Raw genomic sequence first — 23,731 nt, 5'->3', positions numbered from 1 at the left:
ACCGTGTGCGTGTGGCGAAGGCGGGAGGATGGCGGGGCGGGCTGCTGCTCGCGCTCGTCGCGGTCGTCGCGCTCGCCGCGACCGGGGTGTGGAACCCCTTCCCCGCGGTCTGGGAGTGGGTCGACCGCAGCGAGCCCATCTCCGAACCGGACGTCGTCTGGCAGCAGCGCGTCGGCGGCACCCCGCGCAGCGTGACCATCGCCGGCGACAGTGTGGTGGTCGAGCAACGCACCCGGGTGGAGGCGCGCAGCCTCGCCACCGGCGCCCAGCTCTGGGAGCGCAAGGCCGACTGGTCCGCGGTGGCCGGCGGCGACCGCGACCCGGTGGTCGTCGTGGGCAAGCTGCTGGTCAAGGGGTACGAGGTGCTGGACCCGGCGACCGGGGCCACCCGGCGGCGCAACGGCGACGCGGTGGCCGTCTGGACCTACCGCAACCTGCTCGTCGACGCCCGCTGCGTCGACGCCACCGACTGCACGCTGAGCGCCTGGGACCCGCGCGGCACCGCACCGCTCTGGACGGCCTTCGTGCCGGGGGTACGCAGCGGGCTGCTCGGCGACAACCCGGGCCTGCTCGACACCCGCCGGCTCGACGCAGTCCGGATCGACGAGGAGGTGGCCGGCCCGGAACCGGTACCGCCGCTGCTCGGCTTCCCCATCGACGGCCGGGTGCACGTCCTCGACACGGCCACCGGACGGGTGCTCCAGGACGTGGAGCCGGGCCGGGACGAGCGGCTGTCGGTGGTCGGCGGCCGGCTGCTGCGGATCACCGCCCGGTCCGAGGACGGCACCTGCTACTTCACCATCTCCGGCCGGGACCCGGCGACCGGCCAGGAGACGTGGCGGCGCACGGGGATCAACCTGCGGACCGCCGACAACGCCGGCTGCGTACAGCGGGAGGACCCGCACGGCGCGCGCAACGTGCTGATCGGGGTCGCCCCGGACGCCCGGGAGGTGGTCCTCGACGGCTACGACGGGCGGCTGCTGGTGGTCACGGCCGCCGGGGAGCGGCTGCTCGCCGTCGACGACCGGTACGCCCTGGTCCGGCCGGCCGGCAAGGGTGCCGTGGTCGGCCGGGAGCTGAGTGCCGGGCGGGTGCGGTGGACCCGTCCCACCGGCGCCAAGGCCGGTGCCGCACTCACCCCGTACGCGGCCGTGATCGCCGACGAGAAGCCGTCCCGGCTGGTGGCGCTGGACCCGCGTACCGGGCGGGAACTGGCGAGCCTGCGCACGTCCGCCAACATCCTCGCGGTCGGCCCGGCCGGCATGGTCATCGGCGAGGGGCGGGAGATCGGTTACGTCCGCTTCGGCGGGGCGCCGGGTGCGCCCGGTGACGACGGCCCGGGTGGCGTTCCCGGCCCGGGTGGCGTTCCCGGCCAGGGCGACCCGACGGGGGTGCCCGGCCCGGCGGAGAGCTGCGGCCCGAAGCGGGAACTCTGCCCCGGATGAGAGGGTCGTCCCAGGACCCACCCGGCGGGTGGGACTGATCAACGCTTCTGCCCTAGGCTTTCCGCTCATGAGCAGTGCCGCCGCGTTCTCGTACGCTCCCTTGCTGCCGACCGGCCCGGACCAGACGGAATACCGGCTGGTCACCGACGAGGGCGTCGACGTCGTCAACGGTCCCGGGGGTCGCCGGTTCCTCACCGTGGAGCCGACCGCGCTCACCGCGCTGACCGCCGAGGCGATGCACGACATCGCGCACTACCTGCGCCCCGCGCACCTGGCCCAGCTACGGTCGATCATCGACGATCCGGCGGCCTCGCCGAACGACCGGTTCGTCGCGCTCGACCTGCTGCGCAACGCCAACATCGCGGCCGGCGGCGTGCTGCCGATGTGCCAGGACACCGGCACCGCGATCGTGATGGGCAAGCGCGGCCGGCACGTGCTCACCGACGGCGGCGACGCCGAGGCCGTCTCGCGCGGCGTCTACCAGGCGTACACCCGGCTCAATCTGCGCTACTCCCAGCTCGCCCCGCTGACCATGTGGGAGGAGCGCAACACCGGCAGCAACCTGCCGGCGCAGGTCGAGCTCTACGCGGAGGACCCGGACGGGCAACCCGACGCCTACAAGTTCCTCTTCATGGCCAAGGGCGGCGGGTCGGCCAACAAGTCCTACCTCTACCAGGAGACCAAGGCGCTGCTGAATCCCACCCGGATGATGCAGTTCCTGGAGGAGAAGCTGCGCCTGATCGGCACGGCCGCCTGCCCGCCATACCACCTCGCCGTCGTCATCGGCGGCACCTCCGGCGAGTACGCGCTGAAGACCGCCAAGTACGCCAGCGCCAAGTATCTCGACGCGCTGCCCACCTCCGGCTCGATGAGCGCGCACGGCTTCCGGGACCTGGAGCTGGAGGCGGAGGTGCTGGAGCTGACCCGCAACTTCGGCATCGGCGCCCAGTTCGGCGGGCGCTACTTCTGCCACGACGTGCGGGTGGTCCGGCTGCCCCGGCACGGCGCCTCCTGCCCGGTGGCGATCGCCGTCTCCTGCTCGGCCGACCGGCAGGCGGTCGCCAAGATCACCCCGTCGGGCGTGTGGCTGGAGCGTCTCGAAACCGACCCGGCGCGCTACCTGCCCGACGTCACCGACGAGACGCTCGACGCGTCCGAGGTGGTCCGCGTCGACCTCAACCGGCCGATGGACGAGATCCGTGCCGAGCTGTCGAAGTACCCGGTGAAGACCCGCCTGTCGCTGACCGGCCCGCTCGTCGTGGCCCGCGACATCGCGCACGCCAAGATCGCCGAGCGGCTGGACGCCGGCGAGCCGATGCCGCAGTACCTGCGCGACCACGCGGTCTACTACGCCGGCCCCGCCAAGACCCCGGAGGGCTACGCGTCCGGCTCGTTCGGCCCGACCACCGCCGGCCGCATGGACGCGTACGTGGAGAGGTTCCAGGCCGCGGGCGGCTCGCAGGTGATGCTCGCCAAGGGCAACCGGTCCGCCCAGGTCACCCGCTCCTGCCAGCAGCACGGCGGCTTCTACCTCGGCTCGATCGGTGGGCCGGCGGCCCGGCTCGCGCAGGACTGCATCAAGCACGTCGAGGTCCTCGAATACGCGGAGCTGGGCATGGAGGCGGTCTGGAAGATCCAGGTGGAGGACTTCCCGGCCTTCATCGTCGTCGACGACAAGGGCAACGACTTCTTCGCCGAGGTCACCAAGCCGGTGCTGACGGTCGGCCGCCGCTGACCCGCGGTACGCGAGGGGGCGCCGGGCAGTCGCCCGGCGCCCCCTCGTCGTTGCCCTACGTCAGCTCGCCCGGCTGGCGTAGAAGGTGCCGCTGAAGGTCTCCGAGACGGTCCCGTCGCCGGTCCGCGTGTGGACGCTCACCCGGTGGATCCCGGCGGTCGTCGGGGTGTAGCCCACCGACGCGGACCCGTCGGCGCCCGCCGCGACCGTCTGCGCCGGGCGGCCGTCGAAGGAGTAGACGAACTCCGTCACCCCGGGCATGCCGGCCTGGAGGACGAACGTCCCCGGCGTGCCGGCGACCGCACCCTGGACCTTGTTGATCGGGTACTCGACCGAGCCGACCGTGGGCTTGGTCGCCAGGTGGAACCGGTAGGTGGCCTCGCCGGAGGGCAGGCCACCGGCCGTCCGGCTGCCGACGTACACGTCGTTGTAGCCCGGCTTCGCCGGCGTGATGGTGACCGTGGCGGTGCCGTCGGCCGCTGCGGCGACGGTCTGCTCCGGCCCGTCGTTGAGCCGGTAGGTGTACTCGACGACGTCCTCCATCCGGGGCGCGAACGTCAGGGTGCGCGGCTGGCCGTAGCCGGCCGTCGGGTTGGCGTCGGTGATCGTCGGGCTGGTGGTGCGTACCCGGAACACGTAGCTGGTGGCGGGGGAGCGGTTGCCCGCGAGGTCCACCGCCTCGACGGTGAGCGTCCTCGGCCCGTCCCGGTCGGGGGTGAGGGTGACGGTCGCCGAGCCGCCCGGGGCGTCGGCCGCCACGTCGGTCGTCGGCTGGCCGGACAGGCTGTAGCGGAATCGCACCGCGTCGGTGTCGCCGCCGGCCGAGAAGGTGAACCGGCCCGGGACGCCCGGTCCGCCGTACCAGCCGTCGTCGGCCGGGTAGTCCGTGGAGCTGACCGTGGGCTGGGCGGGGCTGGTGGTGTCGACGGCGAACCGGCACTGCGCCGACCAGGCGGAGGTGTTGTGCCGGTCGGCCGCGCGGACCGCGAAGGCGTACGTCCCGTCCACCAGCCCGGCGCTGATGTCGTACCGGAAGGGCGACCCGGCGGCCTTGGCCGGGGATGTCCACTCGGTCCGGCTGGCCGGGTCGCTCACCGGCCACCAGGCGAAGGTGGCGGTCACCGGCTCGGCGTTCGGCGGTCCCGCGTCCGGGTCGGTGACCTGCGCCATCAGGTACGGCGTGGTCGTGCCGACGTGCAGCTCGTCGGTGCAGGGGAACCCGTTGATTCCCAGGTTGGTCGGCACGTCCGGGGGCGTGTTCGCCTCGATGGAGATGCCGAGTTCCCTGATCCAGCGGCCGTAGGGCAGCTTGGTCTCGTGCTCGCCGGCGATCCGCGTCATGAGGGTGATCGAGGTCTGTCCGGCTGCGACCGACTGCTGTACCGCCTCGGTGAGCAGCACTTCGAGCTGCCCCAGGCAGGGAGCGGTCGGCGCGATGTCAGCAATCTTCTCCCGAACCGTGGGTGGCGTCGCCCAGGTCGGTTCGCTGGTCGGTACGTCGGTCCGCCACAGCTCGATTTCGCGTGGCTTCGAGCAGTCGTTGACCGCCGTCTCCTCGCTGACACCGAGAGCACGGATGATGTGCTTGCCCTGGAACGGAGTGAGGTCGTAGGTGAAGTAGGCCCGCGAGGTGTGCTTGTCATCGTCGGAATTCCAGGTGCCGACCGGCACGGTGCCGTCGGTCTCCGGAAAAACGGTCGACGGCTGACGGGCGTCGGTCCAACTGCCGCTGACCGGGAGGATGAACCGGCTCGGCCCGGCGCTTGCCGGGGCGGCGGTCATGACCAGGGCGCTGGTGGCGGTGAACAGGGCGGCGAGGCCGGTGGCCAGGAGCCAGCGCGAAACGCGCCGGCGGCGGGTGAGGCGCACGGCGGTGGAGCCCCCGTTGATGTGCAAGACGAACCCTCCATAGGAGATGAGAAGTTCCATGAGTTTAAGTTCCTGGATCAATGGGCGCGCTCGACTTTCGGCCGAGATGGCTGGCCTGGCCGACCGATGAACCTCCGGGCTGGCACGGTGCCGCGGCCGCGCCGCCGGCGGAGTGGAGCGCTGCCACTGGTCACCAGGCTGGACCGCGCGATCACCTGCGAGTCCCCCGTCGAGGCGGCAGGATGGTACGCGTGACGACTCCAGAGGCGACGGGTTACCGGATCGAACGCGACTCGATGGGCGAGGTGGAGGTGCCCGCCGAGGCGCTGTGGCGGGCGCAGACCCAGCGTGCGGTGCAGAACTTCCCGATCTCCGGCCGGGGCATCGAGCCGGCCCAGATCCGGGCGCTGGCCCAGATCAAGGGGGCGGCGGCCGAGGTCAACGGCGAGCTGGGCGTGATCGACGCGAACGTGGCCGCGTCGATCGCCGCGGCGGCGGCGCACGTGGCCGACGGCGGCTACGACGACCAGTTCCCGATCGACGTGTTCCAGACCGGTTCCGGCACGTCGTCGAACATGAACACCAACGAGGTCATCGCGACGCTGGCCGGCCGCGAGCTGGGCCGCGACGTGCACCCGAACGACGACGTGAACGCCTCGCAGTCCAGCAACGACGTCTTCCCGTCCTCCATCCACCTGGCGGCCACCGAGGCGGTCGCGCGGGACCTGCTGCCCGCGCTGACCCAGCTCGCGCAGGCGCTGGAGGGCAAGGCGGCGGAGTTCGAGACCGTCGTGAAGGCCGGGCGTACCCACCTGATGGACGCCACCCCCGTCACCCTCGGGCAGGAGTTCGGCGGGTACGCCGCCCAGGTCCGCTACGGCATCGAACGGCTGGAGGGGGCGCTGCCGCGGCTGGCCGAGCTGCCGCTGGGCGGCACCGCTGTGGGCACCGGCATCAACACGCCGCTCGGCTTCGCCGCGCGGGTCATCGAGAAGCTGCGCGCCTCGACGGGGCTGCCGCTGACCGAGGCGCGCAACCACTTCGAGGCGCAGGGCGCCCGGGATGCGTTGGTGGAGACCTCCGGGCAGCTCCGTACCGTCGCGGTCGGTCTCTTCAAGATCGCCAACGACATCCGCTGGATGGGCTCCGGCCCCCGTGCCGGGCTGCGCGAGCTGCGCATCCCCGATCTCCAGCCCGGCTCGTCGATCATGCCGGGCAAGGTCAACCCGGTGGTCGCCGAGGCGATGCGCCAGGTCTGCGCGCAGGTCATCGGCAACGACGCCGCGGTCGGTTTCGCCGGCTCCCAGGGTGACTTCGAGCTGAACGTCATGCTCCCCGTGATGGGCCGCAACCTGCTGGAGTCGGTGCGTCTGCTCGCCGCGTCCAGCCGGCTCTTCGCCGACCGCCTGGTGGTCGGCCTGGTCGCGGACGCCGAGGTCTGCCTGGCGTACGCGGAGGGCTCGCCGTCGATCGTCACCCCCCTCAACCGCCACCTCGGTTACGACGAGGCCGCGTCGATCGCCAAGGAGGCGCTGGCGAAGCAGCTCTCGATCCGGGAGGTGGTCATCTCCCGCGGCCACGTCGACTCGGGCAAGCTGACCGAGACCCAGCTCGACGAGGCGCTCGACCTGCTCCGGATGACTCACCCCTGAGCCGCCGCGCCCGGCGTCGCGGTGACGACCAGGCGGAGGCACCACGTCGGGCTGGTCGCGGCATGGTGCTTCCAGCCCTTTCGAGCTGAGTCGGTTACGACATCAGGCTGAGTCGTTCCCGACATCAGCTCGAAAGGCGCCGGGCGGCAGGGCCCTGCCACGGCCGTGCCCTGCCGTGGAACGCGAACTCGCCACGGTCGTGCCTGGCCGTGGAGCGGCAGGAGGCCGTCGGCGTGCTCGTTCTTCCGGTCGTCCTCGCGTGGTGACCGGCCCGCGTCGGCGATCGCCGGGGCGGCGGGGGGTGGGGCGGCGGGGCGGCGGGGGGCGGCGAACAGGACCTCCGCGTCCGTCAGCGCTGGTCGGCGGCCTTGCGGGCGCGGTAGGCGGCGACCGCGGCGCGGTTGCCGCAGCCCGCGTCGCAGAAGCGGCGGGACCGGTTCTTCGAGAGGTCGACCAGCACGTTCTCGCAGCCCGGGTGGCGGCAGATCCGCAGCCGGCCCAGCTCCCCCGCGCGGACGAGATCCGCCACCGCCATCGCCGCCTCGACGGCCATCCTGGTCGCCAGCGGCGCGTCGCGCGGCACGGCGTGGAAGTGGTACGGCTCGTCGTCGTGCCTGATGAGCTGCGGCAACGCGTCGTTGTCGCGGAGCAGTCCGTTGACTGTGGAGACGATCCCCTCGGTGTCGGCGTGCCAGATCCGGCGCAGCCGGGGCCGGAGGGCGCGTATCGCCCGCAGTTCGTCGTCGGTGTGTTCGTGTCGCCCGGTGTAGGAGTGGGCGACGAAGAACGCTGCCAGGGCGGCGACGTCCGGCAGGCCCTCACCGTCGCGACCGTCGGTGTTGACCAACGCGGCCACGGCGATCAGGGCGCAATCCGTGTCATGGGTGAAAAGCAACTTGACTCCCGTCGGAGGCCGACCTAGCGTCACAAGCATACTGGCCTTTCACTTATGACCGTGGGAGTGGATCGATGCGTCAACCGCCCGCTGCCAGGCTCGGTCTCGGCCTTGCCCTGCTCTCCGCCGTCACCTTCGCCACGTCGGGCACGTTCGCCCGCTCCCTCATCGACGCCGGCTGGTCGGCCGAGGCGGCCGTGGTCGTGCGGGTCGGCCTCGCCGCGCTGGTGGTGGCGATCCCGGCCGCGCGGGCCCTGCGCGGCAGGTGGGGCGTGCTGCGCCGCAATCTGGCCGCGATCGGAGTGTTCGGGCTGCTCGGGGTGGCGACGGCCCAGGTCTGCTTCTTCAACGCGGTCCGCTACCTGCCGGTCGGCGTCGCGCTGCTGCTGGAGTACCTCGGCATCGTCCTGGTGGTGGGCTGGATGTGGTTGGTCCACCGGCAGCGTCCCCGCCGGCTGACCGTCGCCGGCTCGGTGGCGGCCCTCGCCGGCCTGTTCCTCGTCCTGGATCTGACCGGCGCCGGCCGGCTCGACCCGGTGGGCGTGCTCTGGGGGCTCGGTGCGGCGGTCGGCCTCGCCGGCTACTTCGTGCTCGCGGGGCGGGTCGACGAGGAGCTGCCGTCGGTGGCCCTCGCCAGCGGCGGCATGGCCGTCGGTGCCGCCGTGCTGCTGCTGCTCGGCGCGATCGGGGCGTTGCCGCTGCGGGTGACGCTCGGCGCGGTCACCTTCGCCGGTCAACGCACCAGTTGGCTGGTGCCGGTGCTCGGCCTGTCGCTGATCGCGGCCGTCGTCGCGTACCTCGCCGGGATCGCGGGGACCCGCATCCTCGGTGCCCGGATGTCGTCGTTCGTCGGGCTGACCGAGGTGATGTTCGCCGTCCTGATCGCCTGGCTGATGCTGGGTGAGCTGCCCACCGTGGTGCAACTGCTCGGCGGCGCCCTGATCGTCGCCGGTGTCGCCCTGGTGCGCGTCGACGAGCTGCGGTCCCCCCGCGCCGAGGACCGCGCGCAGCCGCGCGCCGCCGAGCCCGCCGTGCCGTGACGTCCCGTGCTGTCGCATCGTCCATAGCGGATGAAAACGAGATTCGCGCCATAGCCGACGCTCCCCTGGCGGAAAGCGCCGCGGTGTTGTGTGATGGCTGCCACGTCCCTCAACGAGAGGATTCCATGTGGTGAGCAAGCGCTTCACCGCCGGTGCTGTCGCCTCCGCGGCCGTCCTGGCACTTGCGGTGGCAGGCCTGAGCGTGCCGGCCAGTGCCCAGCCGAGCAATGCCCGCACCTTCACCGTCGTCGCCGAGGACGGCGTCTCCGCGGACGCGGCCATCGCCGCGATCCGGTCGGCCGGCGGCACGGTGGTCTCCCGCTCCGACGACGTCGGCATGTTCCGGGTGACCAGCGACCGGGCGGACTTCGCCGCGAAGGCCACCGCCGCGTCGACGCTGGTCGGCGCCACCGAGCAGAAGGCCATCGGCCGCAAGCCCAAGCTCGACCGGGTCGAGCAGGAACACCTGCTGGCGGCCGCCGCGGCCAAGGGCACGGGCGCCCAGCGTGGCAAGAAGATGGACCCGCTGGACGACAGGCTCTGGGGCCTGGAGATGATCCGGGCCGACCAGGCCCGCATGGTCGAACCGGGCGACCGGCGGGTCACCGTCGGCGTCCTGGACACCGGCGTCGACGCCAGCAACCCGGACATCGCTCCCAACTTCAACTGGGCGCTGTCCCGCAACTTCGCCCCCGACATCGTGGACGTCGACGGTGCGTGCGAGGTGGCGAGCTGCCTCGACCCGGTCGGCACCGACGACGGCGGGCACGGCACCCACGTGGCCGGCACCATCGGCGCCGCGGCCAACGGCTTCGGCCTCTCCGGGGTCGCCCCGAACATCTCCCTGGTCGAACTCAAGGGCGGGCAGGACTCCGGCTACTTCTTCCTGGAGCCGGTGGTCAACTCCCTGCTGCACGCCGGGAGAGTCGGCCTGGACGTGGTCAACATGTCCTTCTACGTCGACCCGTGGCTCTACAACTGCACCGCCAACCCGGCCGACTCCCCGGAGCACCAGGCGGAGCAGCGGGCGATCATCAAGGCCATGAAGCGGGCACTGACCTTCGCCCACGACCGGGGCGTCACCCTGGTCGGCGCGCTCGGCAACAGCCACGTGGACCTGGGCGACCCGGGCACCGACACGTCGAGCCCGGACTACGGCGACACGGCGCCGTACCCGCGTGAGATCGACAACGACAGCTGCTGGGACCTGCCCACCGAGGGCCCGAACGTGATCAGCGTGTCGGCGGTCGGTCCGTCCGGAAAGAAGGCGGACTTCTCGAACTACGGCACCGAGCAGACCGCCGTGGCGGCGCCCGGCGGCTGGTTCCGTGACGGCTTCGGCACGGACACCTACCGCACCGACGCCAACATGATCCTCTCGACGTACCCGAAGAAGGTGCTCCAGGAGGAGGGGTCGGTCGACGCGAACGGCAACATCGTCGCCGGCTTCGAGGAGACGGTCTTCAAGGCGTGCAAGGCCAACGGTGAGTGCGGGTACTACACCTACCTGCAGGGCACCTCGATGGCGGCCCCGCACGCCTCCGGCGTCGCCGCGCTGATCGTCAGCAAGCACGGCAAGAAGGACCGCCGAGGTGGCTTCGGCATGGCGCCGAAGCTGGTGGAGCAGCACCTCTACCGGACGGCCGCCGAGCGCGCCTGCCCGGAGCCGCGCCTGCAGTCGTACGCCAACGAGGGCCGCGACCCCAGCTACGACGCCTACTGCGCCGGTGGGCCGAACTTCAACGGCTTCTACGGCTACGGCATCGTCGACGCGTACGCGGCGGTGAAGACCCCGGTCAAGCCGAACGCCCGCCCGTAACGACGGACGATGAGGGGCCCGGCCGACCCGTTCGGCCGGGCCCCTCGTGCGTCGGGCGCCCGGCGGGAGCGGCGCGGTCACGGGCGCCAGCCCCGCACGGTGAGTGCGGCCTGAACCTCGCGCAGGACGCCAGGGAAGTCCTGGCGCAGCCGCCTGTCGGTGACGGGCAGCACGAGCCAGCCGGCACCGACGAGCTGGGCGATCCCTTCGAGGTGCCCCGCCGCGGTGTGCGGGCCGCCGTGGGCGACGGCGTGCGGGTCACCACGGACGATGGCGTGCGGGTCGGCGTGGGCGACGGCGACCCGGTACGCCGGCCACGCGAGGTCGGCGTACCGGAGCAGCCCGGAGGCGACCCGGACCGGGTGCCGGGCGACGGGGCGCGGCAGCCCGGCCAGCACCAGCCGCGTCCGCAGCTCGGATTCGGCGGGCGAGCGGGCACCCGGATCCGCCAACGTGAACACCCAGCGCGCCCGCCGGCCGCCGGGCCGGTCGGCGTTGCGGTCGGCCACGTCGGCGAGGGCCGCGCGGCTGGTCAGCCCCTGCCGGAGCAGCGTGTCCACGATGCCGACCGCACGCAGCGGGTCCAACCAGACCGCCGTTTCCCACGCCGCCCCGGCCGGATCCGTGCTGGCCGGCGGTCCGGCGGTCCGCAGCTCCGCCACCCGCAGGCCACCCGGGGGCGGGCGGAGCGCCACGCCCATTCCGCCCGCCGACGTGCGGGCCGCCAAGCCGGTGCCGTCGGTGGGCCGGTGGGCCGCAGCGCCGGCGCCGCCCGCCGGCGGACCGGACGACGAGCCCGGCCCGCCGGCCCGTCCGGGCGGGCGCGGCGGCGTGGTCGGGCCCGTGGAGTGCACGCGCAGGCCGCGCTGCGGGCCGAGCCGCATCGCCCTCGGGACGAGGACGTGCACGTCGTCGGTGAAGGTGGCGGCGTGTGCGACGCCGTGCAGGTAGGCCGCCGAGGGGCCGGCGACGACCGCCTCGGGCGGCAGCCGCAGGGCGGCGGCCCGGCAGGCCAGGGCGTGGTCGCGGGCCAGCCGCGAGTCGGCGTAGACGTCGTGGCGCAGGCGCGTCCAGGCCGAGCTGCGTAGCTGGTGCTCGGTGATCAGGTCCTGCCGGATCGCGTCGGAGCCGCGGAAGACCTGCCAGGCCAGGACGCCGGGCCGGTGCGGTGAAGGTGGCATGTCGGCAGCGTGCCCGCCCCCGGGGCCCGCCCGACACCCCTGTGGACGACCGGGCTCGCCCCGCGTGGCGCCACCTGTGGACAACCGGTCCGGCGACCGGCGGGTGTGGTAAAGGAGGGTGGTGGTTCAGGACAGGGCGGCGGCGATGGCGGTGGCGGCGGCGAGGACCTGCCCGCCGACGGCCTCGGCGTCCAGTGGGGCCAGCGCCACCACCCCGACGCTCGCCTCCAGGCCCGGCACACCGAGCACCGGGGCGGCCACCCCGTACGCGCCGGGCTGGAGCTCCCCGGCGGTGCTCACCGGGCCGGCGGCGCCCGCCCGGCCGCCGAGGATGGCCCGCCCGGCCGCCCCGCGCCCGAGCGGGTGCCGCGCCCCCGTCCGGTACGCGACGTGGAACGACGTCCAACTCGGCTCGACGACGGCCAGCGCCACCCCCTCGTCGCCCTCGACCACGGTCAGGTGGGCGGTCGCGCCGGCCTGCTCCGCGAGCCGGCGCAGCGCGGGCAACGCCCCCTCGGCCAGCAGCGGCTGGGCCCGGCGGGCCAACTGGAGCACCCCGGCGCCGAGGCGCAGCCGGCCGGCGCCGTCGCGGCGCAGCATGCCGTGCGCGGCGAGCGCGCCGACCAGCCGGTACACCGCCGCCCGGCCGACACCCAGCCGGTTCGCCGCCTCGGTGACGGTCAGCCCGCCCGGCGCGTCGGCGACCAGGTGCAGCAGGCGCAACCCCCGGTCCAGCGTCTGCGCCGTCTCCCCGCCCCGCGCCGTGGTCTCCACGACCAGCAGCGTACGACCCGGCTCCGGCCGACCCGGGAATGTGGGGACGGCTACCCTGGTGCCGTGACGCTACGCCTGTATGACACCGCCACCCGATCGGTGCGGGACTTCGTCCCGCGGGAAGCCGGCAAGGTGGGGGTCTACCTGTGTGGTCTCACCCTCCAGGCCCCGCCGCACATCGGTCACCTTCGCTCCGGGGTCAACTACGACGTGCTGCGCCGCTGGCTGCTCGCCACCGGTTACGAGGTCACCTTCATCCGCAACGTGACCGACATCGACGACAAGATCCTGGTCAAGGCGATGGAGCGGGGCCGGCCGTTCTGGTCGATCGCGTACGCCAACGAGCTGATCCTGACCGAGTCCTACCGGGCGCTCAACGTGCTGCCCCCGACGTACGAGCCGCGGGCCACCGGGCACATCCCGGAGATGCACGAGCTGATCGCCAGGCTGATCGCCGACGGGCACGCCTACCCGGCGACCGACGGCTCCGGTGACGTCTACTTCGACGTCTGCTCGTGGCCGGCGTACGGCGCCCTGTCGGGGCAGTCGCCGGACGCGATGCAGTCGGCCGGGGACGCCCCCGACCGGGGTAAGCGCGACCCGCGCGACTTCGCGCTCTGGAAGGGCGTCAAGCCCGACGAGCCGGCCGACGCCTACTGGCCCTCGCCGTGGGGACGGGGCCGGCCGGGCTGGCACATCGAGTGCTCGGCGATGTGCCAGCGCTACCTCGGCGCCGAGTTCGACATCCACGGCGGCGGGCTCGACCTCACCTTCCCGCACCACGAGAACGAGATCGCCCAGTCGCAGGCCGCCGGGTTGCCGTTCGCCCGCTACTGGGTGCACCACGGGCTGCTGAGCATCGGCGGCGCCAAGATGGGCAAGTCGCTCGGCAACGCCCTCGACCTGGCGTACGTGGGCTCGCTCGGGGTGCGCCCGGTGGAGCTGCGCTACTACTACGCCGCCGCGCACTACCGCTCCCGGATCGACTACTCGGAGGAGGCGCTGGGCGAGGCGGCGGTCGCATACCGCCGGATCGAGGGGTTCGTGCAGCGGGCCGTCGAGCGCGTCGGCCCCGGCCAGTTCGGTGAGCTGCCGGGGGCGTTCGCGGCGGCGATGGACGACGACCTGAACACCTCCGCCGCGTTCGCCGTCCTGCACGAGGTGGTCCGCGACGGTAACACCGCGCTGACCGCAGGTGACGATGTGACCGTCCGCACGGCGCTGGCCGCGACCCGCGCCATGCTGGATATCCTCGGTGTCGACCCCCTCGACCCGGCCTGGATCGTTGGTGGCCGCGCGGACGACCTGCGCGGCGTGGTGGACTCGCTGGTCGCGCTGGCCCTGGAGCAGCGCGCACAGGCCCGCGGTCGCAAGGACTGGGCCGCCGCCGACGCCGTACGCGACCAGCTCAAGCAGGCTGGTGTGCTGGTCGAGGACACGCCCCAGGGCCCCCGTTGGACTATTGGAGAGCAGGACTGATGGCCGGCAACTCGCAGCGCCGTGGCCGGCGTCTGACGCCGAAGGCGGGAGCCCCGAAGGGCTCCGGTGGCAAGAACAAGGACAGCCTCACCGGCCGTGGCAAGACCCTGCCCGCCGACGAACGCCCCTGGCACAAGGCCTACTCGGGCACGGAGAAGCTGCCGCAGCGCACCGCCTGGAAGCAGGACAAGGAGCGCCGGGCGGCAGCCGAGGACGGGCGGGCCCCGAAGATCGGCCAGCCGGGCAGCAAGGACACCACCTGGGGCAGGGGCGGTGGCCGGGGCGTACCGGCGGGTGCCGGGCGCGGCGCCGGCGGTGCCCGCGGCACGGGCGGGGGCGGCCGGCCCACCGGTCGCGGCGGTCCCCGGGTCGCCCCGGGCCGCAAGTCCAACCCGTCCAAGGACACCCCGGAGCTGCTGGTCGGGCGCAACCCGGTGCTGGAGGCGCTGCGCGCCCTGGTGCCGGCGACCGCGCTCTACACCGCCCAGGGCATCGACGTCGACGACCGGGTCAACGAGATCATCCGGACGGCGGCCGACCGCGGCATCGCGAACCTGGAGATCAGCCGGGCCGAGCTGGACCGGATGACCGGCGGAGTGCTGCACCAGGGCGTCGGCCTCCAGGTGCCGCCGTTCGCGTACGAACCCTTCGAGGACCTCGTCGCGGCGGCGCTGGAGCAGTCCGCCCCGCTGCTGGTCGCGCTGGACGGGGTGACGGACCCGCGCAACCTCGGCGCGGTGATCCGGTCCGCCGCCGCCTTCGGCGCGCAGGGCGTCTTCGTGCCGGAGCGGCGGGCCGCCGGGATCACCGCGACCGCCTGGCGCACCAGCGCCGGCGCGGCGGCGCGGGTGCCGGTCGCCCAGGTCACCAACCTGACCCGGTCGCTCAAGGCGTGCCAGGAGGCCGGCTTCATGGTCGTGGGCCTCGACGCCGACGGCGACACCGACCTCTACGACCTGGCGGCCGCCGTCGGCCCGCTGGTCGTGGTGGTGGGCTCCGAGGGCCGGGGCCTCTCCCGGCTGGTCGGCGAGACCTGCGACCTGACGGTCAGCATCCCGATGATCTCCGAGATCGAGTCGCTCAACGCCAGCGTCGCCGCCGCCGTCACCCTCGCCGAGGTGGCGCGCCGCCGGGCCGCCGAGGGCTGATCGGCACAGACCCGAAGAAAGGGGCGGTCCGCCGATGGCGGGCCGCCCCTTTCGCGTACGTCAGAACAGGCCGTGCGTCAGATGCGCTTGCCGGTGCTCGCGTTGAACACGTGGTTGCGGCCCTCGCGCGGCCGGACGAACACGGTGTCGCCCATGTTCGGCATGGTGCGCCGGTCGGTACGGACCACGAAACGCTCGTTGTTGCCCTCGAGCGCGGCGTGACCGTAGATGTTGGCGTCCGAGCCGAGGTCCTCGACCAGCTCGACGACGACCGGCATGCCGCCCTCGGTGGGGCTGACCAGCTCGCAGTCCTCGGGACGGAAGCCGACGGTCACCTTGTTGTCGCCACCGTCGGCGCGGGCCGCCTCGACCTGCTCGCGGGTGAGCGGGATGAGCAGGTCTGCGAACGCGGCGCCCCGGTCGTCCAGCGGCACGGTCTTGATGTTCATGGCGGGGGAGCCCATGAAGCCGGCGACGAAGACGTTGGCCGGGGTGTCGTAGAGCGCCCGCGGGGTGTCCACCTGCTGGAGCTCGCCGTCGAGCATGACCGCCACCCGGTGACCCATGGTCATGGCCTCGACCTGGTCGTGGGTGACGTAGACGGTGGTGACGCCCAGGTTCGCCTGCAGCGACGCGATCTGGGTACGGGTCTGCACCCGCAGCTTCGCGTCGAGGTTCGACAGCGGCTCGTCCATGAGGAAGACCTGCGGCTCGCGGACGATCGCCCGGCCCATGGCCACCCGCTGGCGCTGACCGCCGGAGAGGGCCTTCGGCTTGCGGCCCAGGTATTCCTCGAGCTGGAGCAGCGCCGCCGCCTCCTTGACCCGCCGGTCGATCTCGGACTTGGAGGTCTTGCGCAGCTTGAGCGCGAACGCCATGTTCTCGTACACGGTCATGTGCGGGTAGAGGGCGTAGTTCTGGAAGACCATCGCGATGTCGCGGGCCTTCGGCGGCAGGTGGGTGACGTCCCGCTCGTCGATGTGGATCGAGCCCTGGTCGACGTCCTCGAGGCCGGCGAGCATGCGCAGGCTGGTGGACTTGCCGCAACCGGAGGGGCCGACCAGGACGAGGAACTCGCCGTCGCCGATCTCCAGGTCGAGCTGGTTGACGGCGGGACGCTCCTGGCCCGGGTAGATCCGGGAAGCCTTGGAGTAGGTGACCGTAGCCATGGTGGGGTGGTCCTTTCACCGGCAGGAACGTGCCGGACGATCCGAGTGAAAGAGCGGCCGGCGCGGGGGAGCGGCGGCCCACGGGCGACCTCTCGATGATCGAGATGTCGTCCGTGTCACTGCACGGTAAACGGCTTTTCGCCACCTGCCAAGGCGGGGAGCGCGGGATGGGACGGGCCGCATAGACATTCCGGTCAGTCGGGCACGGGCAGACATCAATCGACCGCGACTGCCGGGCGGCTCGGCGGGCCGGCGACGTTTCCGGTGGTCGGGGGGCCTGCCGAGGGTGAAATCCGGACGTCAGTCGCTATGCTGGCGTCGGCACCACACGCCCCTGTAGCTCAGCTGGCCAGAGCACTCGCCTTGTAAGCGAGATGTCGCCGGTTCGATCCCGGCCGGGGGCTCCAATTCCATCAGGCGTTTCGCGCCGGGCGTTGTCGTGAGCCGGCCGGTTGTAGGGATCAAGGCGCCGCGCAAGCGCGGCGCGCGCTCGCAGGCGCCCGCCGGCCTGCTGGCGGCCTCCGGCCGGGCATCGGCCGCCGGGCGGCGCAGTACGCAAGGCTGGGAGACTGCCAGCGTGCACGAAAAGGCATCCCAGCTCACGTTGACGCCACGCACTCACGAGTTACTCAGTCGGCGTGCTGCCGCTCGTTGGGCAGCGGACCGCCCGAAGCCGGTTCTCCAGGTGCTCGATTTCCTGGTTGACGGAGTCTCGCTGTTGGACATGATCCGAGCACAGCTGTCAGGATTCCTGCTCGTCTCGCCGCTCTGGGTCGGTTCACCTCTAGGCCGTGTTTCATAGCTCGGGTCAGAGCCACTCGTTGATTGCGGCGACGTGGAGTGTGGCCTGGTAGCGCACGGCGAGCTTGTCGAACCTGGTTGCCAGGGCTCGGTGGCGTTTGAGCTGGTTGATGCCGCACTCCACGGCGTGACGCTGCCGGTAGGTGTGGGGGTCGAAGGTTGGTGGCCGGCCGCCCTTGGATCCCTTCTTGCGGCGACTGGCAGCTTGGTCGATCTTGATCGGGATCGTGGCCGGGATGCCGCGTCGGCGCAGGTGCTGCCGGTTGGCGCGGGAGCTGTAGGCCTTGTCCGCGAGGACCCGGTCGGGTCGGGTGCGGGGCCGGCCGCCGTCGGGCCGGGGCACGCGGATGCAGGCAAGGACCCGGGTGAACTGCGGGCTGTCGCCGCGCTGCCCGGCGGTCAGCAGCATCGACAGCGGCTTGCGGCCCTGCTCGCAGGCCAGGTGCAGCTTGGTGGTCCAGCCACCCCGCGACCGGCCCAGAGCATGATCGGCCGGCTCGTCCTCGACCCCGCCGGGTGGTTCCTTCTGCCGCTCGGGCTGGGTGCGGGCGCCAGCGGCGTGCCGATGCACCCGTGTGATGGTCGAGTCGACGCTGACGTCCCAGGTGATCAGACCAGCGGCGTCGGCGCGGGTCTGGAGTCCGGTGACGATCCGCTGCCACACCCCGGCGCGTTGCCAGCGGCGGAACAGCCCGTAGACCGTCTGCCAGGGCCCGTAGCACTCCGGAACGTCCCGCCAGGGCGAGCCCACCCGAACTCGCCACCGGATGCCGTCGATGAGCTGTCGCTTGCTCCACTTCAGCGGTCGTCCTGGCTTCTTGCCCCTGGGCAGCAACGGTTCCAGCGCCGCCCACGCAGCGTCGGTCAGATCGTGCCGCCTCGTCACCGGTATGGTGGCCACGAGGTCTCCGGTTTTCAGGTTCTGCTTGGTCGCTGAACCATCTACCGGAGACCTCACTGCGTATCGATCACCGACACGCCGGGACCACAGACCGGACCGAGCGGGCCTGCCCAGCTATGAAACACGGCCTAGGCGCTGGTGTGCTCACCGGAAGGATTGGCGCCAGTGGTGCGCTGGCAGGGTTGAGCGACACCGCGGCTTGGGGACAGCCCGACATGGTCAAGATGTGTCGCACTGCCCCTTATGAGACGCCGAGCGGGCCTGCTTCATCACCGCTCGTGTAGGTTCCCGTTCGAGTTGGCGGCGGCCCAGGGCGTTGACCTGCGGGCGGCTGTCATTTCTCACCGAGATGGCGGCGTGGTTTTCTCAAGGGTTGGCGCTTTCTTGGTGCGCCGCCTTGATCACCTCGTCGAGCACGCCGCGGGAGTTGGCCAGTTCGGTCATCATTCGGTCGATGCGGTCCCGTTCGGCGGCCAGATCGGCAACCAGTTGCGGGGTGGCGATCTCCGAGGGGCCGCCGTCGGCGTCCCGCATGCACGGAAGCAACTGCGCGATCTTCTTGCTGTGCAATCCCGCGGCGAACAACTCCTGGATGCGGATGACCCGGTCGACCGCCCGCTCGGGATATTCCCGCTGACCGCCGGGCGTGCGGTCGGCCGCCAGCAACCCCTGCTGCTCGTAGTAGCGCAGCGACCGCTCGCTCACCCCGGTGCGCCGCGCCAGCTCACCGATCCGCATCACACCCCCAGGCTTGAACCTGACACCGATGTTAACTTCTACCGTGTCGGCATGACGAACACCAGCATGACCGACACCGTGGAAAACAAGCTCTTTGACTACAGCCCCATCACCGAACGTCCACCGGTCCGCTGGCCCGGCGGTGCCAGAGTCGCCGCGTACATTGGGCTGAACATCGAGCACTTCCTGCTCGACCGCCCGTCCACCAGCATCTGGTCCGGCACGGCGGACCTGGTCCCCGACGCGCTCAACCACGGCTGGCGCGACTACGGCACCCGGGTCGGCATCTGGCGCACGATCGACAGCCTCGACCGGCACGGTATCCGGGCGAGTGTGTTGCTGAACTCCGCCGTCGCCGACCACTACCCCCAGATCATCAAGGCCGGTCTGAGCCGGAACTGGGCCTGGCTCGCGCACGGGCGGACCAACTCGATCCTGCAAGCCGGCATGTCCCTCGACGAGGAACGCCGTTTTCTCACCGACGTCGTCGACACCATTGCCGCTGCCACCGGACAGCGGCCGCGCGGCTGGATGGGACCGGGGCTGACCGAGACGTTCAACACCCCGAGGCTGCTCGCCGAGCTGGGGCTGAGCTATCTGCTGGACTGGACCAACGACGACCAGCCGTACCGGCTGAACGTACCCGGCATGATCAGCGTCCCGTACTCCGTCGAACTCAACGACCTGCTCCTGTTCGGCAAGGGCACCATCGGGCCGGAATTCGTCCAGATCGTTAAAGACCAGTTCGAGCAGCTGCACGCCGACTCCGAACACAGCGGCCGGGTCATGGCGCTGGCCCTGCACCCGTTCGTGACCGGCCAGCCGTTCCGGGCCAAGTACCTGGACCAGGCGTTGGCGTACCTAGCGGCGCAACCCGACATCTGGCTAACCACCAGCGATGAGATCGCCGAGCACTACCAGGGCGCGACCGCGTTGTGTGGACTGACGTAGCGCAGGGTTGGCCCAATCTCGCTGGTATCGGCCCTTTCGTCTTCAAGGCGGACGAGTACGAGCGAGCCTTGCGCCCACTGACTTGGACAGAACGGCCGCTAGGAGACGTCGAAAAGCCGGAGGCCGTCATATTCGGCGAAGTCGGCGTAGCCCTTGCCGTTGAAGGTCGCCAGCGGTAGCCGGTCGACGAGGCAGCAGGCCGCGATCCACGAATCGTTCGTCGGCCGGGGCCGCCCGCGATGCTGTGCCCGCGCCTGGAGGTGGCCCCAGGTCGTCGCCACTGCCTCGTTGAAGGGCAGCAGGACGACGCCGGAGCGCCACTGGGCGAGATCAGCCAGCTTGCGAGGTCCCCAGCTTCGTAGCGCCGTCCACTTGGTCAGCTCCCCGAGCGTCACGTAGGTGATGCACAGGGTCTTACCGGCCAGACGGGCACGGAGGCGGTCATGCAGCCGCCCCCCGGAGGATCGTTGACGCGACGTCAGTGTCCAGAACAACCAGGCTCACGCGGCGCCAGCCCGCCGGGAGGCGTAGAGGTCGGCGAGGAAGTCATCCAGTTCGTCGTCCGACTCGAAGAGGTCGGGTCGAGCCAGGTCGTCGACGGTGGCAATTGGCCGGATGCCCTGACGACGTGCCAGCTCCTCAGCTGGTACGTGCTCAGCTGTCGGCCACTCGGGCATCTGCTCAGCGTTGCTCGACGTCACGGCTCACCTCCTGCGTCTCGGATCGGCGTCTATTCTCGAACCTCTGACGCCGAGATGCCGCACGCCACCGCCGACCGTCAGGCACTTCACCCGCCGTGCGGAGTACGGGCAATGATCTTGATTGACGATTCGTCGACGAGGCCTGCTATGAAGGTCTCGAGGTCGAAGTCGAGGGCGAGGACGGTGACCCGGTAGTCCCACTCCTGGTCGACGTGCACGACGACGGGCTTGCCGGGCCATCGGTAGTCAAGGGCGACGGCGGCACTCTGACGAGCGCTGGCATGGGCGAGGCTTCGAGCGTGCAGCCGCTCCCGGACCTGCGCGGACGCGGTGCACAGAGCTTGTAAGCGAGATGTCGCCGGTTCGACCCTGGCCGGGGGCTCCAATTTCATCTCGGTAGCTCGGAGGACGATCTGCAGGGCGGCCTGGGCGGGAGTGACGTGACCGCGACCGGGCGGGCGTAGCGGCGGGGCTGTCGGCCGGCCGACGTGCGCGGGGGGTCGCGCCGGCCGAGGTGGGTCCACCCGGGGGGCGCTGTCGAGCTGATGTCGTAGACGATTCACCCGCTCGGGTGCCCCGTGGCGCCGAGCCGCCGCCTGAGGTCGCAGACGACTCAGCTCCAGAGCGTCCGAGAACCACAACTCCCGCGGTCCGCACGGCGACTCTCGCCGCCATCCTGTCCGCCGCGCCGCGGTAGCGGGCCCGGCGCGGCGCACCACCAGCCGGTCCACGAGCGCCGGCCCAGGCAGGCGGCAGGGCCGAGGCAACCCGGCCAGCGCCTATGCTGGCCGGCGTGAGCAGGGCGACGGAGGAGTCGAACCGGGCCATGCTGCGCGCCCGCGACGCCATGGACCGGGCGTACGACCGGCCGCTGGACATTCCCGCCCTGGCCCGGATCGCGTACGTCTCCGAGGCGCACTTCATCCGCACCTTCCGGGCCACCTTCGGCGAGACCCCGCACCGCTACCTGCAGCGGCGGCGCGTGGAGCGGGCCATGTACCTGCTGCTGCACACCGACCGGGACGTCACCGACGTCTGCTACGCGGTCGGCTTCGCCAGCCTGGGCACGTTCAGCCGCACGTTCCGCCAGATCGTCGGGGAACCGCCGTCGGAGTACCGGCGGCGCAAGCCGCCGGCCGCCGCTGTGCCGACCTGCTTCACCAAGGCCTGGACCCGACCCAGCAGCTTCGGGGAGCAGAGATCAGTTTTGGATAAGCAGCAGGCCAGGCCCGGCCCGTAGCGTTCCGGGCATGACGATGAACGCGATCAGCCGCTCCCAGATCTACGTCCTCGACCAGGACGAGGCCCTCGACTTCTATGTGGGAAAGCTCGGCATGGAGGTCAGCAGCGACCAGGACCTCGGCTTCATGCGCTGGCTGACCGTCAACCTCCCCCGTGACCCGGAGCGCGAGATCCTGTTGGAGAAGCCCGGTCCGCCGGCCCTCGACCCGGCCACCACCGAGCAGGTCCGCGAGCTGCTCACCAAGGGGGCGCTGGGCGGGTTCCTCTTCATGACCACCGACGACGCGCACAAGACGTACGAGGACCTGGTCGCCAAGGGCGTCGAGATCACCGACGAGCCGATGGAACGCCCGTACGGGATCGACTTCGGCATCCGCGACCCGTTCGGCAACAAGATCCGCGTTGGTCAGATGTTCCCCAGGGGCTGACCTGACGGGAGGCTGTCATGATCGGAAGGCGTGCCGCCGGCGGTGCGCCTCCGACCTCCTGGGGGACTGACATGGGCACCCGCCTGCTCTACCTGGCCCGGCACGGCGAGCAGGACCGGCCGGCGGGCACTCCGCCCGACGCCGACCCGCCGGAGACCGGCCTGTCCGACCGGGGACGCCGGCAGGCGACGCTGCTCGGCGAGCGGCTGCGCGACGTCGGCCTCGACGCCGCGCACCACGGCCCGCTGCCACGCGCCGCCGAGACCGCCGAGCTGGTCGCCGCGTCGCTGCCCGAGGTCCCGGTGCAGGTCGCCGAGGAGGCCGGCGACCACCTGCCACACGACACCGACCCGACCGGCCTGCCGGCCGCGTACGCCCGGCTGCTGGCGGGTTTCTCCCCGGCGGAGCGGGCCGGCGGGCCGCGACTGACGGCGGCGGCCGTGCGGCGCTTCGCCACCGCGCCGGTGGGCGGGGATCGGCGGGACCTGGTCGTCACCCACACGTTCCTGATCGGCTGGTTCGTCCGGCATGCGCTCGACGCGCCGGAGCGGCGCTGGCTGGGGTTCAACGCCCAGCACTGCGGGCTGACGGTCATCCGTTACCGCAGCGGCGGCCCGCCGACCCTGCTCGCCGTCAACGACGTGGCCCACCTGCCGCCCGAACTGCGCGGCACCGGCCTGCCGGCGGACTACCGGTTCTGACGAGCCGGCAGGCCGGTGACCAGGGGTGCCGGCGGGCGGGCCGGCAATCGATGCCGCGTGGGCGGTGACCGGCGGCTGCGGGGCTCAACGGAGGCCACGCACCACGGTGACGGTGAACGGTGGGGCCGGCGACGGGTTGTTGAGCTGGCTGTGCACCCAGAGCAGCCGGGAGCCGTCCCGGGCGATCGTCGTCGGTGACCGGTCCAGCGATGCCGGGGCCGACCGGCGGATCACCCGGGCGGTACGCCGGTCGGCGTCCAGGATCGCCAGGTCGACCGCGAAGGCCACCTCGCCCGCGCCGGACGGGAAGTTGACCACCCCGTAGAGGCGGTTCCCCTCCAGCAGCAGGCCGTCGGCGGCCATCCGCCCGCCGGCCACCTCGACCACGCTCGCCTTGCGGCGGGGCAGGTCCACCCGGTACAGGCGTTCGGTGCCCTGGTCGGCGACGAGCGCGACCCGCCCGTCGACGACGATGCCGTTGAGGAAGCCGGGCGCCTGCGGGAAGTCGGCGGGCGTGAGCCAGGGGGTCAACTCGCCGACCCGCGGACCGGTCGTCGTGGCCCGCCACAGGGTGCCCGTGCCCGAGTCGGTGACGTAGACCGCGTCGTCGGTGACGGCCAGGTCGTTGAGGGCGGCGCCGGCCAGCGGAGCCACCCGCTTGGCCACCAGCGAGCCGTCCGGGTGGTAGACGAACAGGGTCCCGGTGTCCCAGCCGGCCACGAAGATCCGTCCCCGCCCGTCGAGGTGGATGCCCGCCGCCCGGGTCCGTCCGTCCGTCCCGGGTGGCAGGAAGGGCGTCAGCTCCGTCGAGCGGGTGTTCCCCCGGTAGACGGCCCCGGTGCCGGCGCTGGTCACGTACATGGTGCCGGCGGGGGTCACGGCGATGCCCTCGGGCAGCACGCCCTCGGCCCGCGAGACGACGTACGTGTCAGGACGGGCGGTGGCGGCCATGGCGGGCAGCGACGGGGCGACGGTCGACGCGAGTACGACGGCGGCGGCGATCAGTTTTCTCATCCGGGAAGGGTCACCCGCCCCCGGCCGCGTCGCCACGCCTTTCACAGC

Annotated in this window: 22 protein-coding genes and 1 tRNA gene; 12 read left to right on the top strand and 11 right to left on the bottom strand. The window is 72.0% G+C overall.

What is annotated here, in order from left to right; translation table 11 throughout:
- Positions 1–41 precede the first annotated feature (41 nt).
- Positions 42–1,445, top strand: coding sequence for a PQQ-binding-like beta-propeller repeat protein (locus ACQ452_RS26330; protein WP_433394430.1), 1,404 nt, complete (start codon positions 42–44; stop codon positions 1,443–1,445).
- A gap of 67 nt (positions 1,446–1,512) precedes the next feature.
- A complete protein-coding gene (locus tag ACQ452_RS26325) occupies positions 1,513–3,180 on the top strand; it encodes a fumarate hydratase (protein WP_433388222.1) in 1,668 nt (555 codons plus the stop codon).
- A gap of 60 nt (positions 3,181–3,240) precedes the next feature.
- Here ACQ452_RS26325 and ACQ452_RS26320 read toward each other — a convergent pair whose 3' ends face one another.
- Positions 3,241–5,109: a hypothetical protein gene (locus ACQ452_RS26320; RefSeq protein ID WP_433388220.1), complete on the bottom strand. Its 1,869-nt coding sequence runs from the start codon at positions 5,107–5,109 to the stop codon at positions 3,241–3,243.
- A gap of 182 nt (positions 5,110–5,291) precedes the next feature.
- On the opposite strand from ACQ452_RS26320, the gene ACQ452_RS26315 reads away from it, so the two are divergent.
- On the top strand, positions 5,292–6,701 hold the full coding sequence (locus ACQ452_RS26315) for a class II fumarate hydratase (protein WP_433388218.1): 1,410 nt from the start codon (positions 5,292–5,294) through the stop codon (positions 6,699–6,701).
- Positions 6,702–7,050: 349 nt separating this feature from the next.
- Here the strand turns inward: ACQ452_RS26315 and ACQ452_RS26310 are convergent, their stop codons facing one another.
- A complete protein-coding gene (locus ACQ452_RS26310; protein WP_433388215.1) occupies positions 7,051–7,596 on the bottom strand; it encodes a CGNR zinc finger domain-containing protein in 546 nt (181 codons plus the stop codon).
- Positions 7,597–7,670: 74 nt separating this feature from the next.
- On the opposite strand from ACQ452_RS26310, the gene ACQ452_RS26305 reads away from it, so the two are divergent.
- Entirely contained in the window at positions 7,671–8,636 is a 966-nt protein-coding gene (locus ACQ452_RS26305) for an EamA family transporter (RefSeq protein WP_433388213.1), read from the top strand.
- 130 nt (positions 8,637–8,766) lie between these two features.
- Positions 8,767–10,455, top strand: coding sequence for a S8 family serine peptidase (locus tag ACQ452_RS26300; RefSeq protein WP_433388212.1), 1,689 nt, complete (start codon positions 8,767–8,769; stop codon positions 10,453–10,455).
- 77 nt (positions 10,456–10,532) lie between these two features.
- Here the strand turns inward: ACQ452_RS26300 and ACQ452_RS26295 are convergent, their stop codons facing one another.
- Positions 10,533–11,636 (bottom strand): hypothetical protein, encoded by a 1,104-nt coding sequence (locus tag ACQ452_RS26295; protein WP_433388210.1) that lies wholly within the window; start codon positions 11,634–11,636, stop codon positions 10,533–10,535.
- Positions 11,637–11,762: 126 nt separating this feature from the next.
- Complete coding sequence (locus tag ACQ452_RS26290) at positions 11,763–12,410, bottom strand: IclR family transcriptional regulator (RefSeq protein WP_433388208.1); 648 nt, start codon at positions 12,408–12,410, stop codon at positions 11,763–11,765.
- Positions 12,411–12,473: 63 nt separating this feature from the next.
- Between ACQ452_RS26290 and cysS the strand changes: the two genes are divergently transcribed.
- Together cysS and rlmB are read left to right on the top strand one after the other, a co-directional pair.
- Positions 12,474–13,889: a cysteine--tRNA ligase gene (gene cysS, locus ACQ452_RS26285; protein WP_433388207.1), complete on the top strand. Its 1,416-nt coding sequence runs from the start codon at positions 12,474–12,476 to the stop codon at positions 13,887–13,889.
- Positions 13,889–15,037: a 23S rRNA (guanosine(2251)-2'-O)-methyltransferase RlmB gene (gene rlmB, locus ACQ452_RS26280; protein ID WP_433388206.1), complete on the top strand. Its 1,149-nt coding sequence runs from the start codon at positions 13,889–13,891 to the stop codon at positions 15,035–15,037. Before cysS ends, rlmB begins: the two co-directional genes overlap by 1 nt.
- 77 nt (positions 15,038–15,114) lie before the next feature.
- Here rlmB and ACQ452_RS26275 read toward each other — a convergent pair whose 3' ends face one another.
- Positions 15,115–16,206: an ABC transporter ATP-binding protein gene (locus tag ACQ452_RS26275; protein ID WP_433388205.1), complete on the bottom strand. Its 1,092-nt coding sequence runs from the start codon at positions 16,204–16,206 to the stop codon at positions 15,115–15,117.
- A 330-nt stretch (positions 16,207–16,536) separates the two neighbouring features.
- Between ACQ452_RS26275 and ACQ452_RS26270 the strand changes: the two genes are divergently transcribed.
- A tRNA-Thr gene (locus ACQ452_RS26270) sits at positions 16,537–16,613 on the top strand.
- Between the two features lie 401 nt (positions 16,614–17,014).
- Here ACQ452_RS26270 and ACQ452_RS26265 read toward each other — a convergent pair.
- Positions 17,015–17,908, bottom strand: a complete 894-nt coding sequence (locus tag ACQ452_RS26265; protein ID WP_433388203.1) for an IS5 family transposase — start codon at positions 17,906–17,908, stop codon at positions 17,015–17,017.
- Positions 17,909–18,274: 366 nt separating this feature from the next.
- A complete protein-coding gene (locus ACQ452_RS26260) occupies positions 18,275–18,646 on the bottom strand; it encodes a MerR family transcriptional regulator (protein ID WP_433388201.1) in 372 nt (123 codons plus the stop codon).
- Positions 18,647–18,697: 51 nt separating this feature from the next.
- Between ACQ452_RS26260 and ACQ452_RS26255 the strand changes: the two genes are divergently transcribed.
- Complete coding sequence (locus tag ACQ452_RS26255; protein WP_433388199.1) at positions 18,698–19,597, top strand: polysaccharide deacetylase family protein; 900 nt, start codon at positions 18,698–18,700, stop codon at positions 19,595–19,597.
- 98 nt (positions 19,598–19,695) lie between these two features.
- On the opposite strand, the gene ACQ452_RS26250 is transcribed toward ACQ452_RS26255, so the two are convergent.
- From ACQ452_RS26250 to ACQ452_RS26240, 3 genes are all read right to left on the bottom strand, one after another.
- Positions 19,696–19,992, bottom strand: coding sequence for a PIN domain-containing protein (locus ACQ452_RS26250; RefSeq protein ID WP_433388197.1), 297 nt, complete (start codon positions 19,990–19,992; stop codon positions 19,696–19,698).
- Positions 19,993–20,097: 105 nt separating this feature from the next.
- Positions 20,098–20,298 carry a hypothetical protein gene (locus ACQ452_RS26245; RefSeq protein WP_433388196.1) on the bottom strand — a complete coding sequence of 67 codons (201 nt, stop codon included), beginning with the start codon at positions 20,296–20,298 and terminating at the stop codon, positions 20,098–20,100.
- Positions 20,299–20,384: 86 nt separating this feature from the next.
- Positions 20,385–20,690 (bottom strand): hypothetical protein, encoded by a 306-nt coding sequence (locus ACQ452_RS26240; RefSeq protein WP_433394497.1) that lies wholly within the window; start codon positions 20,688–20,690, stop codon positions 20,385–20,387.
- A gap of 401 nt (positions 20,691–21,091) precedes the next feature.
- Here ACQ452_RS26240 and ACQ452_RS26235 point away from each other — a divergent pair, with 401 nt between their 5' ends.
- The 3 genes from ACQ452_RS26235 to ACQ452_RS26225 all read left to right on the top strand — a co-directional run bounded on the left by ACQ452_RS26235 (position 21,092) and on the right by ACQ452_RS26225 (position 22,669).
- Positions 21,092–21,538 (top strand): helix-turn-helix domain-containing protein, encoded by a 447-nt coding sequence (locus ACQ452_RS26235; protein WP_433388194.1) that lies wholly within the window; start codon positions 21,092–21,094, stop codon positions 21,536–21,538.
- 10 nt (positions 21,539–21,548) lie between these two features.
- A complete protein-coding gene (locus ACQ452_RS26230; protein ID WP_433388193.1) occupies positions 21,549–21,968 on the top strand; it encodes a VOC family protein in 420 nt (139 codons plus the stop codon).
- Positions 21,969–22,039: 71 nt separating this feature from the next.
- Positions 22,040–22,669 carry a histidine phosphatase family protein gene (locus tag ACQ452_RS26225; RefSeq protein ID WP_433388192.1) on the top strand — a complete coding sequence of 210 codons (630 nt, stop codon included), beginning with the start codon at positions 22,040–22,042 and terminating at the stop codon, positions 22,667–22,669.
- Positions 22,670–22,753: 84 nt separating this feature from the next.
- Here the strand turns inward: ACQ452_RS26225 and ACQ452_RS26220 are convergent, their stop codons facing one another.
- Positions 22,754–23,683, bottom strand: a complete 930-nt coding sequence (locus ACQ452_RS26220; protein ID WP_433388190.1) for an SMP-30/gluconolactonase/LRE family protein — start codon at positions 23,681–23,683, stop codon at positions 22,754–22,756.
- Positions 23,684–23,731: the final 48 nt, after the last annotated feature.

Source organism: Micromonospora sp. KLBMP9576 (assembly GCF_050941805.1).
In the GTDB taxonomy this organism is placed as follows: Bacteria; Actinomycetota; Actinomycetes; order Mycobacteriales; family Micromonosporaceae; genus Micromonospora.
This window is presented reverse-complemented; position numbering and strand designations above follow the sequence as displayed.

What these genes read in the sequence shown, in the direction of transcription:
- ACQ452_RS26240 (WP_433394497.1), bottom strand. Translation starts at nt 20,690, where the DNA reads ATGAAATTGGAGCCCCCGGCCAGGGTCGAACCGGCGACATCTCGCTTA.
- ACQ452_RS26230 (WP_433388193.1), top strand. Translation starts at nt 21,549, where the DNA reads ATGACGATGAACGCGATCAGCCGCTCCCAGATCTACGTCCTCGACCAG.
- ACQ452_RS26275 (WP_433388205.1), bottom strand. Translation starts at nt 16,206, where the DNA reads ATGGCTACGGTCACCTACTCCAAGGCTTCCCGGATCTACCCGGGCCAG.
- ACQ452_RS26295 (WP_433388210.1), bottom strand. Translation starts at nt 11,636, where the DNA reads ATGCCACCTTCACCGCACCGGCCCGGCGTCCTGGCCTGGCAGGTCTTC.
- ACQ452_RS26255 (WP_433388199.1), top strand. Translation starts at nt 18,698, where the DNA reads ATGACGAACACCAGCATGACCGACACCGTGGAAAACAAGCTCTTTGAC.
- ACQ452_RS26315 (WP_433388218.1), top strand. Translation starts at nt 5,292, where the DNA reads ATGGTACGCGTGACGACTCCAGAGGCGACGGGTTACCGGATCGAACGC.
- ACQ452_RS26320 (WP_433388220.1), bottom strand. Translation starts at nt 5,109, where the DNA reads ATGGAACTTCTCATCTCCTATGGAGGGTTCGTCTTGCACATCAACGGG.
- ACQ452_RS26220 (WP_433388190.1), bottom strand. Translation starts at nt 23,683, where the DNA reads ATGAGAAAACTGATCGCCGCCGCCGTCGTACTCGCGTCGACCGTCGCC.
- ACQ452_RS26260 (WP_433388201.1), bottom strand. Translation starts at nt 18,646, where the DNA reads ATGCGGATCGGTGAGCTGGCGCGGCGCACCGGGGTGAGCGAGCGGTCG.
- ACQ452_RS26225 (WP_433388192.1), top strand. Translation starts at nt 22,040, where the DNA reads ATGGGCACCCGCCTGCTCTACCTGGCCCGGCACGGCGAGCAGGACCGG.
- ACQ452_RS26325 (WP_433388222.1), top strand. Translation starts at nt 1,513, where the DNA reads ATGAGCAGTGCCGCCGCGTTCTCGTACGCTCCCTTGCTGCCGACCGGC.
- ACQ452_RS26305 (WP_433388213.1), top strand. Translation starts at nt 7,671, where the DNA reads ATGCGTCAACCGCCCGCTGCCAGGCTCGGTCTCGGCCTTGCCCTGCTC.
- rlmB (WP_433388206.1), top strand. Translation starts at nt 13,889, where the DNA reads ATGGCCGGCAACTCGCAGCGCCGTGGCCGGCGTCTGACGCCGAAGGCG.